Annotated in this window: 12 protein-coding genes and 1 pseudogene; 4 read left to right on the top strand and 9 right to left on the bottom strand. The window is 42.0% G+C overall.

Going from position 1 to position 12,372, the window contains the following annotated elements; all coding sequences use genetic code 11:
- Window positions 1-117 precede the first annotated feature (117 nt).
- Together nth and HMPREF0849_RS01340 are read right to left on the bottom strand one after the other, a co-directional pair.
- Window positions 118-747, bottom strand: a complete 630-nt coding sequence (nth, locus tag HMPREF0849_RS01335; RefSeq protein WP_000244426.1) for an endonuclease III — start codon at window positions 745-747, stop codon at window positions 118-120.
- A complete protein-coding gene (locus HMPREF0849_RS01340) occupies window positions 748-1,290 on the bottom strand; it encodes a YceD family protein (protein WP_000773195.1) in 543 nt (180 codons plus the stop codon).
- A 168-nt stretch (window positions 1,291-1,458) separates the two neighbouring features.
- Between HMPREF0849_RS01340 and HMPREF0849_RS01345 the strand changes: the two genes are divergently transcribed.
- Both HMPREF0849_RS01345 and HMPREF0849_RS01350 read left to right on the top strand, forming a co-directional pair.
- Window positions 1,459-1,788 (top strand): hypothetical protein, encoded by a 330-nt coding sequence (locus HMPREF0849_RS01345; protein ID WP_000389552.1) that lies wholly within the window; start codon window positions 1,459-1,461, stop codon window positions 1,786-1,788.
- Window positions 1,789-2,120: 332 nt separating this feature from the next.
- Entirely contained in the window at window positions 2,121-3,680 is a 1,560-nt protein-coding gene (locus HMPREF0849_RS01350) for an ATP-binding cassette domain-containing protein (protein WP_009013495.1), read from the top strand.
- 43 nt (window positions 3,681-3,723) lie between these two features.
- Here the strand turns inward: HMPREF0849_RS01350 and htpX are convergent, their stop codons facing one another.
- Both htpX and HMPREF0849_RS01360 read right to left on the bottom strand, forming a co-directional pair.
- Entirely contained in the window at window positions 3,724-4,623 is a 900-nt protein-coding gene (gene htpX / locus HMPREF0849_RS01355; RefSeq protein WP_000895721.1) for a zinc metalloprotease HtpX, read from the bottom strand.
- A gap of 1 nt (window position 4,624) precedes the next feature.
- Window positions 4,625-5,185: a LemA family protein gene (locus tag HMPREF0849_RS01360; RefSeq protein WP_000219838.1), complete on the bottom strand. Its 561-nt coding sequence runs from the start codon at window positions 5,183-5,185 to the stop codon at window positions 4,625-4,627.
- A 93-nt stretch (window positions 5,186-5,278) separates the two neighbouring features.
- On the opposite strand from HMPREF0849_RS01360, the gene rsmG reads away from it, so the two are divergent.
- Window positions 5,279-5,992: a 16S rRNA (guanine(527)-N(7))-methyltransferase RsmG gene (gene rsmG, locus HMPREF0849_RS01365; RefSeq protein WP_000801954.1), complete on the top strand. Its 714-nt coding sequence runs from the start codon at window positions 5,279-5,281 to the stop codon at window positions 5,990-5,992.
- Between the two features lie 320 nt (window positions 5,993-6,312).
- Window positions 6,313-7,596, top strand: coding sequence for a uracil-xanthine permease family protein (locus tag HMPREF0849_RS01370; RefSeq protein WP_000808282.1), 1,284 nt, complete (start codon window positions 6,313-6,315; stop codon window positions 7,594-7,596).
- Between the two features lie 44 nt (window positions 7,597-7,640).
- Here the strand turns inward: HMPREF0849_RS01370 and HMPREF0849_RS01375 are convergent, their stop codons facing one another.
- The 5 genes and pseudogenes from HMPREF0849_RS01375 to HMPREF0849_RS01395 form a co-directional block, all read right to left on the bottom strand.
- Window positions 7,641-8,546 (bottom strand): DMT family transporter, encoded by a 906-nt coding sequence (locus HMPREF0849_RS01375; protein WP_000047996.1) that lies wholly within the window; start codon window positions 8,544-8,546, stop codon window positions 7,641-7,643.
- A gap of 8 nt (window positions 8,547-8,554) precedes the next feature.
- Window positions 8,555-9,490, bottom strand: a complete 936-nt coding sequence (locus HMPREF0849_RS01380; protein ID WP_000870776.1) for a serine hydrolase domain-containing protein — start codon at window positions 9,488-9,490, stop codon at window positions 8,555-8,557.
- Window positions 9,487-10,212: a CppA N-terminal domain-containing protein gene (locus HMPREF0849_RS01385; RefSeq protein ID WP_001102079.1), complete on the bottom strand. Its 726-nt coding sequence runs from the start codon at window positions 10,210-10,212 to the stop codon at window positions 9,487-9,489. The genes HMPREF0849_RS01380 and HMPREF0849_RS01385 overlap by 4 nt, the downstream gene beginning before the upstream one ends.
- A gap of 110 nt (window positions 10,213-10,322) precedes the next feature.
- Window positions 10,323-11,192 carry an aquaglyceroporin Gla gene (gene gla, locus HMPREF0849_RS01390; protein ID WP_000348117.1) on the bottom strand — a complete coding sequence of 290 codons (870 nt, stop codon included), beginning with the start codon at window positions 11,190-11,192 and terminating at the stop codon, window positions 10,323-10,325.
- Between the two features lie 157 nt (window positions 11,193-11,349).
- A pseudogene (locus HMPREF0849_RS01395) lies at window positions 11,350-12,372 on the bottom strand (ATP-grasp domain-containing protein); the annotation flags it as partial.

Genomic DNA, 12,372 nt, shown 5'->3' on the forward strand with positions numbered 1-12,372 from the left:
CTACTTTATCGCGCTCCTTGCCTGCCTCACGGGACAGGTTTAAAGGATTATTTAGTTATCATTTACTATAGCATAAAGCACCCTTAAAATCAAGCAAAAACTTTTTTCAGTGTCCTCTTAAACATTGCTAAAATCATACAGTTGGGGATAGTGATCGCATTCTGGATTTTTGGGATGACAGATAGCTCGTCCAAAGTAAATCATGGCCTGGTGAGCTGCTAACCATTCTTCTGGTGGCAAGACATCCATAACACGTTTTTCTACTTCAAGTGGCGTAGCTGATTTTTTAACGATATCATGATGCTTGCAGATACGCTCCACATGAGTATCCACTGCAAAAGCAGGAATCCCAAACCCCACACTCATGACGACATTTGCTGTTTTACGACCAACACCAGCTAGACTTTCTAATTCCTCTCGAGTCTGAGGCACTTGACCATCAAAATCCTCTAGTAACTGTTGGGCACATTTTTTAAGGAATTTAGCCTTATTTCGATACAGTCCCAGGCGAGAAATGTGTGAAGCAATTTCACTCTCTGTCGCTACAGACATGGCTTGTGGCGTTGGAAAAGCAGCAAAGAGACCTGGTGTGGCCTTGTTTACCGCTGCATCTGTGGTCTGGGCTGACAACATCACCGCAACCAAGAGTTCAAAATGATTGCAAAAATCAAGACTAGGCTTAGCATCTGGAAAGAGGGCAATAATTTCCTCTATGACATGACGGGCACGTTTCTTGGATAAAACCATCTACTCGTCTCCATCAAACAGTCCTTGCAAGCCAGCAAATGGACTGTTTTCTTCTTTCTTGACTGCTTGTTGGGCTTGGTATTCATCTTCAGTCATGATTTGCCAGTCATTTCCTGACACAAAACCTTGGCCCGCCTCTTCTTCTGCCGTCAAGACTTTGATAGGGATATTGAGCAAGATATTATCTGCTACGCTCTCAGCAAGGTCGATTTCCCCATTTTCGATAGGCAAGACCAAGTCATCATCAAGAACTTCCTGGTCCAGTTGGTTGGTCGCTCCTTCCATGAAAACCTCTGTCACTGGATAAGACTCAGCCAACTCAACTGGCTCCATACTGCGGCTGGAAGCAAGGACAATGGTATATGACAACTGATAGTCTAAGAAATACAGACGGTCTTCGTACTGTACCTTCCCCACTGCAAGGATATCTTTGACATCTAAAATCTCTTGATTTCGTTTACACAATTCTGCTGCCAGGTCTAAAGCTTGTTCAAAATGCAGGCCTTCAGGTTGCTTACGAATTTCTTGAATATTTAACTTCATATTTCCTCCATAAAGATGTACTCACTTGATTATACCATGAAAAGGCTATAAGTCAGCTTTCCAAACTTTGATATTAAAATCTCATTTTTTAACATATTTACTATGACAAACCTTCCTATTAGTGCTATACTATAGGCAAGAATAGATCAGAGCAAGGAGGATGCTCATATGGAAGACAAAGCACTCATCACCGAAGCTTATCAACTCCTTTCCGAGTTAAATAAAAGCTACCAAAGCTGCAAACAAGGAACAGCCGATGATCTTCGACTACAAGAGCTGCTGAACACCACTCTTAAGGAACTAAAAAAAGCAGAAAAGCTGGACAACAGTATCTTAATCAACCTTGAGAAATTTTACCAACGTACCAGTCTTCTGATTGGACTAGGGAGCCTAAAACTAAACAATCAAGCTCGCACTGCTTGGCGAAACTATGACAAGTTCCACTACGAACATGTCAAACACGTACTGACTCTCTATGGACCTGTTTTCGGATTTTAGAGCTTGAAATTACTTGTTTTCTATTGACAAAATTTCCTGAATGGTATAGGATAGAGGTACTAATACTCGGAGGTAAGGGAGACATGAACAACTAAGTCTATCAAATAAAGAATCTTTATTTAGTAGATCTTGTTTTTGTCTCTTTTTTGTGTGCTCTTTTTATACTAGATTTTCTAGTATCTTGTCCTCACTGAAAATCGAAAAACTAGAAAGCTATGCTCCTCTTGGGTTGGGTTAGGCAGCTCCAAGCTAGTTTGACGAGTTTTTCAACGAGGATAATAGAGTTTTGACAGTGACTTTGGGCTCTACTAGATAAAGTAGAGCTTTTTGTTATGCACTATCGACATTTTAGAAAGGGCAACAATATGATAAAAATCAATCATCTAACTATCACGCAAAACAAAGATCTACGAGATCTTGTATCTGACCTAACCATGACTATCCAAGACGGGGAAAAGGTTGCTATTATTGGTGAAGAAGGAAATGGTAAATCGACTTTACTACGAGCTTTAATGGGGGAAGCATTACCTGATTTTACTATCAAGGGCGACATCCAGTCTGATCTTCAATCACTGGCCTACATTCCTCAAAAACTCCCTGAAATCCTGAAAAATAGGACTCTACACGACTACTTCTTTTTGGATTCTGCTGATTTAGACTACAGTATTCTTTATCGTTTGGCGGAGGAATTGCACTTTGATAGCGACCGTTTTGCTAGCGACCAAGAAATTGGCAGTCTATCAGGGGGCGAAGCTTTGAAAATTCAACTCATCCATGAGTTGGCAAAACCTTTTGAGATTCTATTTTTAGATGAACCTTCAAATGACCTAGACCTTGAGACGGTTGATTGGCTAAAAGGTCAGATTCGAAAGATTAGGCAAACTGTTATTTTCATTTCCCATGATGAAGACTTTCTTTCTCAAACGGCTGATACTATCGTCCACTTGCGCCTGGTCAAGCATCGGAAAGAAGCGGAAACGCTAGTCGAGCATTTAGACTATGATCGCTATAGTGAACAAAGAAAGGCAAATTTTGCAAGACAAAGCCAGCAAGCTGCTAACGACCAGAGAGCCTATGACAAAACCATGGAAAAGCATCGCCGCGTCAAGCAAAATGTAGAAACTGCACTTCGAGCTACCAAAGACAGTACTGCCGGTCGCCTATTGGCTAAAAAGATGAAAACTGTTCTCTCTCAAGAAAAACGCTTTGAAAAGGAAGCTCAGTCCATGATCCAAAAGCCACTTGAAGAGGAACAAATCCAACTTTTCTTTTCAGACATCCAACCATTACCATCTTCTAAAGTCTTAGTCCAACTGGAAAAAGAAAATTTGTCCATTGGCGAGCGTATTTTAGCTCAGGAGTTACGACTAACGGTCCGTGGCCAAGATAAAATCGGTATCATTGGGCCAAATGGTGTTGGGAAATCAACTCTGTTAGCCAAGTTGCAACAACTGCTCAGCGTCAAAAGAGAAATTTCGCTTGGTTTTATGCCACAAGATTACCACAAAAAACTGCAATTGAATTTATCTCCAGTAGCCTATCTCAGCCAGACAGGGCAAAAAGAGGAACTACAGAAAATCCAATCCCACCTAGCCAGTCTCAATTTCAGCTATCCAGAGATGCACCACCAAATCCGTTCCTTATCTGGTGGTCAACAGGGTAAACTTCTACTTTTGGATTTAGTGTTGCGCAAACCAAACTTTCTCCTTCTGGATGAGCCTACACGAAACTTTTCTCCCACTTCTCAACCCGAAATCAGAAAACTCTTTGCCTCCTATCCCGGCGGTCTGATCACTGTTTCGCATGACAGATGCTTCTTAAAAGAGGTCTGTACGAGTATCTATCGTTTAACAGAAAATGGTTTGGAAGTTGTTGATTTACAAGATTTATAAATGTTGAACATAGCAAAAATCCAGAGACGACCTCTGGATTTTTTTACATATGTTTCAAACGCTCAATTCGTTCTGAGATAGGTGGGTGGGTGTAAAATAGTTTTTGGAGTCCGCCACCTTTCTTGGGATCATTGATATAAAGAGCGCTACTGGCATCGTCAACATGTTGATGCATCGGCTCGCTATTCTCCAACTTACGCAAGGCATTGATCATCCCTTGAGGATTGCGAGTCAGCTCCACACTGGATGCATCCGCCAAAAATTCCCTCTGACGGGAAATGGCTAGTTGCACCAAGGTTGCTGCGAGAGGTGCTAGAACAATGGCTAAGAGAGAGATAACAAGCATGATAATCTCCAAACCATTTCCATCACGATCATTATCACTCCGTCTGCGACCTGCGCCTCCCCACCACATCATCCGTCCTGCCATACTAGACAGAAGGGTAATGGCACTGGCAAGGGCGACAGCAATGGTCGAAATGCGAATATCGTAGTTTCGGATATGGCTGACTTCATGACCCATAACAGCTTCTAGCTCCTCGCGATTCATGATAGCTAAGAGACCCGACGTTGCTGCTACTGCGGCATTCTGCGGATTCGAACCTGTTGCAAAGGCATTTAAAGATGAATCCTCAATGATGAAAACACGCGGCATGGGAATCTGAGCGACCATGGCCATATCTTCTACTACATGGTAGAGGTCTGGAGCTGTTTGCTCATCAACCTCACGCGCCCCATTCATAGACATGACAATCTCTGTCGATTGAAAGATCATGGTCAGAGCGTAGATAAGGCCGATAATCAAGGCAATAATCATGCCACCAAGACCTGAACGCATAAAGAGATAGCCAACCGCATAACCAACCAAGGCCAAGAGTAGGAAGAAAACCAGCAACAAAATCCAGGTTTTTCGTTTATTGCACGCAATTTGATCAAACAACATCTTAGTCACCTAAACCGCTAAAGTCAACTTTAGGAACTGCCTTTTCCTCTTCAGGTGTTTGAAGGAAGTCTGCAGCTTTAAAGCCAAATAGTCCTGCGATGATGTTACTTGGGAAGCTTTCAAGTTTTACATTGTAGTTGCTGACAACACTGTTGTAGAGTTGGCGTGAGTAAGAAATTTTATTTTCTGTATTGGTCAACTCTTCTTGCAATTTGATAAAGTTAGCACTAGCTTTCAAGTCTGGGTAATTCTCTGCTACTGCAAAGATACCAGAAATCTGGCGGGTAAGGGCATCACTGGCCTTCATAGCTTCAGCTGGTGAAGTTGCTGCGGCTACTTGTCTACGAAGTTCTGTTACTTTTTCCAAAGTAGAACCTTCATATTTCGCATAGCCTTTGACTGTTTCAATCAAGTTTGGGAGGAGATCATTACGACGCTTCAACTGAACATCTATCTGGCTCCAAGCCTCCTTGGTCTGCATACGATTTTTAACCAAACCGTTATAGCTAACAATCACAAAAATAACAATCAGAGCCAAAACTCCAAGAATAATCCAAGTCATAATCTTATTCCTTTCTGCTTTTAGATTACTACCAGTATATCAAATTTTTAATGAATATGGTAAAATAAGATGATACTAGAGAAGGAAACTACTATGAAACCAGAAACATTTTACAGCCTACTAGCTGAGCAAAATCTTCCACTTTCGGACCAGCAAAAGAACCAATTTGAACGCTATTTTGAGCTCTTGGTCGAGTGGAATGAAAAGATTAACCTGACCGCTATTACAGACAAAGAAGAAGTTTATCTCAAACATTTTTATGATTCGATTGCACCTATTCTGCAAGGCTTGATTTCAAATGAAACTATCAAACTTCTTGATATCGGAGCGGGGGCAGGATTTCCTAGTCTGCCCATGAAAATCCTCTATCCACAGTTAGATGTGACCATCATTGATTCGCTCAATAAGCGCATCAACTTCCTTCAACTTTTGGCTCAAGAGCTGGATTTGGATGGTGTTCACTTCTACCATGGACGGGCAGAAGACTTTGCTCAAGACAAGAACTTCCGTGCCCAGTTTGATGTGGTGACGGCTCGTGCGGTTGCCCGTATGCAGGTTTTGTCTGAACTGACCATTCCCTATCTTAAAGTCGGCGGAAAACTATTGGCACTCAAGGCCAGCAATGCCCCCGAGGAATTGCTAGAAGCCCAGAATGCCCTCAACCTCCTCTTCAGCAAGGTCGAAGACAATCTCAGCTACGCCCTACCAAATGGAGATCCGCGCTACATCACTGTGGTCGAAAAGAAAAAGGAAACACCTAACAAGTACCCAAGAAAGGCTGGCATGCCCAACAAACGCCCACTTTAAACAATGGTGCCCCCTTGTTTAAAATTCAGAAAACCATTTACAAAATCAACTTCGCTCTCGTATTTCTGGGCTCGGGAAAAATTCGTTTACAAAACGGACCCCGCTCTCGTATTTCTGGGCTCGGGAAAAAATGATTTACAAAATCATTTTTTTCTGCTATACTATCACAAGCAAAGGTTTTTAATGTCATCCTGTGAGGTGACGAAGGCGCAGATTTATATAAATTTTTAAAAGATAGCTATTTTTTAAAAAGTCTTACTCTGAGGGCCTATTGCTGCAAAATAATGGGCTCTTTTTTGGTGCCCAAAAGTGAGGTTTTTATGAAACAGGAATCAACTGTTGACTTGTTACTAGACGTTGATCAACGTCCTTCTGCTGGTAAAGGTATTCTTCTAAGCTTCCAGCACGTGTTTGCCATGTTTGGTGCAACCATTCTCGTTCCCTTAATTTTGGGAATGCCCGTATCGGTTGCTCTCTTTGCATCCGGTATTGGAACTCTTATCTACATGATTTCTACTGGCTTTAAGGTTCCAGTTTACCTAGGTTCTTCATTCGCCTTTATCACAGCTATGTCTCTAGCCATGAAAGAAATGGGAGGCGATGTATCTGCTGCTCAAACTGGGGTCATCTTGACTGGTTTGGTCTATGTCCTTGTAGCAGCAAGTGTTCGTTTTGCAGGTACGAAATGGATTGACAAACTCTTGCCCCCAATCATTATCGGACCTATGATCATCGTTATCGGTCTTGGTCTTGCTGGTTCTGCTGTAACGAATGCTGGACTCGTAGCAGACGGAAACTGGAAAAACGCTCTTGTAGCTGTCGTGACGTTCTTGATTGCCGCCTTTATCAATACAAAAGGAAAAGGTTTCCTTCGTATCATTCCTTTCCTCTTTGCCATCATCGGTGGGTACATCTTCGCTATGATGCTTGGTTTGGTTGACTTTACCCCAGTCCTTCAAGCCAATTGGTTTGAAATTCCTGGTTTCTACTTGCCATTTAGCACGGGTGGTGCCTTTAAAGAGTACAACTTGTACTTCGGTCCTGAAACAATCGCTATCTTGCCGATCGCTATTGTAACCATTTCAGAACACATCGGAGACCACACAGTTTTAAGCCAAATCTGTGGCCGTCAATTCCTGAAAGAACCAGGACTCCACCGTACGCTTCTCGGTGACGGTATCGCGACATCTGTATCAGCCTTCCTAGGTGGACCAGCTAATACGACTTACGGAGAAAATACAGGGGTTATCGGGATGACTCGTATCGCTTCTGTCTCTGTTATCCGTAACGCGGCCTTCATCGCCATTGCTCTTAGCTTCCTAGGTAAATTCACTGCCTTGATTTCAACCATTCCAAATGCTGTGCTTGGTGGCATGTCCATCCTTCTCTACGGAGTTATCGCAAGCAACGGTCTAAAAGTTTTGATTAAGGAACGCGTTGACTTCAGCCAAATGCGTAACCTCATCATTGCAAGTGCTATGCTGGTACTTGGACTTGGTGGAGCAATCCTTAAACTCGGTCCAGTAACCCTTTCAGGTACTGCTTTATCAGCCATGACAGGAATTATCTTAAACTTGATTTTGCCACACGAAAATAAAGACTAATCATCTATACACACAAAATCCACTCGATTGAGTGGATTTTTTAATTACTTACTCTTTATTTCCAACAGTAAATCTTTCAATGAAATAATGGTCACGGCTAGTAAAATCATAGCCATACCTATAAAATCAATCGCATAAAACTGTTCCTTCATAATCAGAAAGGCAAAGAAAACGGCAGAAATTGGTTCTATGGAAGCTAATAAACTAGACTTAACAGGGCCTATCAGACTAGCTCCCTTTAGGAAAGCTGTATATGCAAAGACCGTTCCGATGATGATAATCCCAGCAAATGCAAAGAGAAAATCTAAGCTGGTTGGTATGCTGGCCTGTAAGACTCCTGTGAAGGGAATAGCCACTACACCAGAAATAACCATCCCGACACCAATCACCAAAATACTGCCCCACTTCTTAATCAAAACGATGGGAAGAATAATATAGAGGGCATAGGTCAAGGCTGAAAAGAGGCCCCAGAACAGACCTAGGGGTGTGACAGACAACTGGTCGACTTTCCCATGCGTCGCGATCAGAAAAGTTCCTCCTATAGCCAATCCAATCGAAATAATCTCAGCCAGTGTCGGAGCTACCTTATCCTTCATACAGGTATAAACCAAGATCCCAACGGGGCATACATACTGGAGAACTGTCGCCGTTCCAGCATTGGTTTCCTGAATGGCAGAAAGATAGGCAAACTGGTTTAAGAAAAGTCCAAAAACTGCAAATAGCAACAGAGATAGCAGACTTTTTTTGTCTTTTAAAAAAGAAAGGAATTTATCCTTTGAAGTCGTATAGGATAAGAACACCAGTGCCAAGCCTGCAATGATAAGTCGCAAATTGGTCAAGGCTAAAGCAGAAATCCCGTGTGCCATCAGGTATTGGCCACTGGTTCCAGACAAGCCCCAAGCAATCCCTGCCACTACTGTATACAGAGTTCCTTTTACGGTTTTCGACATGCTTCCCCCTACTCCTCTTGACGAATCATTTCCATGACTTGGTTTCGGTCAACTATCCACTGGGTACGCTCATCCTTCTCATACGTTCGATTGGATAAAAAGATAGTAGCTTCTTGTTTCTCTCGATTCCACATGATAAAGGTACCAGTATAGCCCGTATGGTCGAGCCAGGCGCCCTCCAGGTTCCAAGCTAGCGAACGCTCCTTATCATCTAAAGGAGAAAAATTTCGGCTCAATTCTGCAGCAAAATCATCTTTCAAGTAATGTTCCAGAAAGATCTGCAAATCCTTAACAGTCGAAAACAAACCAGCACTTCCAGCGTGTTTCCCTAATAGACGAGCTTTGGGATCATGAATGATTCCGGCCTCCACCCCTCTCACTGTTGGGACAGCTTGCTCAACGGGACCGAACTTGGTCTCCTTCATTCCCCATGCTTCCAAAACTTGTTCTTCTATAATCTGATCCAAGTCTTGGTTAAAGATTTTTTCCAAAAGAAAGCCCAAGAGTAAAAAGTGAACGTCCGAGTATAGGAAGGCTGGCTGATTTCGTCTGTTGAGGTGAAACATGGCTTCTCTTAATTCCTCTGCACTTAACTTGTCTCGATTGGGAATAAAGGGGTCCAAGTCTGTGGCATGGGTCAGAAGCTGCCGTATAGTGATATCAGGATAATCACACTCCGGTAAAAAATCCGTTACCGGTCGATCAATATCTAATGTGCCCTGCTGCCACAAGAAGGTCAAAACCGTCCCCACTCCCACGACCTTACTCACACTGGCTAGATCATAAACCAAACCACTTTCTGTCTTCAAGTCTCTTTCTGGATCACTCAATCCTAGATAAGACTCTTTCCATTCACCATCCTTATAATACGCAAAAGAGGCCCCGGGATAAATCCCTGCCTCAATTTGATTTTCTATTTTTCTTAGAATTTTTTCCCACTTCATGCTTCTTCAAACCACAATTCAATGTTATTGGTATCTTTACCGAGGAAGAATTTTTCAGACTTAGGGACAAAGTAGCCTGTCTTTTCAAATTTCTGACGAAGACTGGTTAGATCAAAATTCTTGACTAAAAATTTTAACATCGTCAGGTCCCAAGTGACATTGTTTTCAACAGCCAAATCTGGTCCTTGTCCTTTAGTAAAGGTAATTACTGGCGCTACTCCTTCGGGATCAAGTAAACTCTCTGTCCCTTCAGGCAAACGCAACTCCATAGAAACCTCAAATTGGCTCAAGTATTTTATACTTGTATTTGAATAAAATTCAGGAACAGTTTCCAGTGGAACCAGATCTCTTACATCATTTTCCGCATGAACAAGAATCACATCCTCTTCAGGTGAAACAATCTCAAAAGCATACCCACGGTTACCTTTAAATAAGCGAGGAAGAAACTTCATCTGAGAAAGAAGGCTCTCAATTTCAGAAGGATTCTCAACCTTTATCAAGAGTCTAGCTAGCTTCTTAAGCCCTTCAACTCTGCGTGTTCTCATGCTTGGAGCTTCTTCTAAAATCAATCTCTCCGTAGCTGTCTGATCACCTAAGGAAAGAAAGGCAGACTCTTCCAGCAAAGGTTTCATCCCCAGGGTTTCAATGTAAAATCTTTCATTTAATTTTCGATTATTAACTTTTAAAGTCGGAACGATCCGAACAATCTCATTCACATTCATAAATTCCTCCAACTCTTTTATTTTAAAGGATTTTCGAATATTTTACAAGCCATATCTATTTTATTTAGAAATTTTATAACAAAAAAACTGGGATACCCCAGTTTCATTTCTTATAGGTAAAGTAGTTTGAATAGTGCTACTGCCGCAATACCCGCTGCAATTGGAGCTACAACTGGAACCCATGCATACCACCATTTTGAATCACCCTTGTGTTGACCAAGAACTGATTTTGGAAGGAGTTCGTGAAGAAGACGTGGTCCAAAGTCACGAGCTGGGTTCAAACCAGGTCCAGTAGGTCCACCGAGTGAAGTTACCAAAGCCATCACTAGGAAACCGAGTGCCAAGTGTGCAACTGAGATCCCAGCAGCTGTATGTGGAGCTACTTGAGCTTTCACTGCCAATTCACTTAAATCAACAGTTTGTCCAGCTTGAGTAGCCATTTGTTTCATGTATTGAAGAACCTCTGCACCAAAGAAGTTTTTAGTCAAACCAAGTGCTGCAAAGAAAAGAACAAATGAACCTACAAACTCATTGAGGAAGCCGTTAACAGTAGCTGCAAAACGTGATTCTTTTGTACCGTGGTCAATGCTTGAAATTGTTGAGAAGGTACCCAAGATATTGTTAGGGTTCTCTGTCTTCAAGTAGTAAGGACGGTGAGTCGCTACAACCAAAGCTTGACCAAAGATTGCTCCCAAAACTTGTGCTAGGATGTAATATGGTACTTGCTCCCAAGAGAAAAGTCCACTAACAGCAAGTCCAAGAGTGAAAGCTGGGTTGATGTGGTTACCAGATACATTACCAAACATCAAAGCTGGGATCATAACCCCCATACCATAACCAACCGCGATAACGAGCCAGCCACTTTGGTGACCTTTCGTACCTTTAAGTTCAACGTTAGCAACTGCACCATTACCAAGAATGATCAAAATAGCAGTTCCCAAGAATTCTGTGGCATATTTAATAGCCCATGTAAAATCCATTTGATAGATTCTCCTTAAATTTTTTTAGACAATCCTTATTCTATCAATTTTTAGCCCTTTTAGCAATATCTTTTCTAAAAGAATCTATGGAAAACGCTTTATTTAACTTATCTTTAAGAAAAGGACAAAAGGGGTCAAACACCTTTCATCCTAATCGTTATTCTTGACGTTGACCAAAGTCTGCTAACATCTGATCCAGCTCCTCACGACTTGGAGTTGTCAACATATAGAGAATATCTCCTTGTAACTCTGCAAAGGCTGCTGGCATGATTTTCTTAGCCTTAAAACCTCCTTGGTATTTAGCTAGTAATTCCTCTTCTGAGTAAACATAATGTGAACTTAAACGCCGAGCAGTCGCCAAGCAATAGAGGGGTTCAAAATATGAACCAGGGAACGGCTCTCCTGCTACGATAGCCGCATAACCTCGGTAGAGGTCAAAAGAGTGGGCATAATTGTAAACATCAATGGTAAAGCCACCTGCAGGACGGTTATTGTACTCAATGGCAATATAATCGTCTCCCTCACGGAAGAACTCGATATGGAAAAAGCGTTCTCTCATTCCAAATTCCTTGACAATGGCCTCACCATACTTGCGCAGCTTAGGATCCATATCCTTAAGCACATAGTAAGAATTGTCCATCTTATAAATCATGAGATCAAGTGGTGTATGGGCATAATCGAAAGTCGTTGAAAAGACGATATTGCCATCCTTGTCCACAAGCCCGTCAAAGGTACAGATTTCACTAGAAGTGACAAATTTCTCAAAGAAATAAACGGTAGAATGGTCCCATTCAGCCTTGAAGTGATTTACATCTTCTTCTGTCTCAAGCTTAAAGGTTGCTGCCGCTCCCACTCCATTATCAGGTTTGGCAATCATTGGTAGACCGATTTCTTTCACTGCTTTATCCACATCTGCTTCCGTCTGGATAACAGCTCCAGGTACCACAGGGACATCTGCTTTTTTGAATAGTTTCTTCATCTCAGACTTAAACTTGGTCTTTTTGAGATCCTCCGGTTTGGCACCAAAAACATTGAATTGTTCTCTGAGTATTGCGTCCAGCTCAAGCCAGTATTCATTGTGGGACTCGATACGGTCGATAGGTCCATGCTTGTAGAAAGAAAGGCTACAGCACGTTTGACTTCGTCTATGTTCTCAAGATTGTCTACACGGAAATACTCA

It is taken from the genome of Streptococcus sp. C300 (assembly GCF_000187645.1).
Lineage (GTDB): Bacteria > Bacillota > Bacilli > Lactobacillales > Streptococcaceae > Streptococcus > Streptococcus oralis_CQ.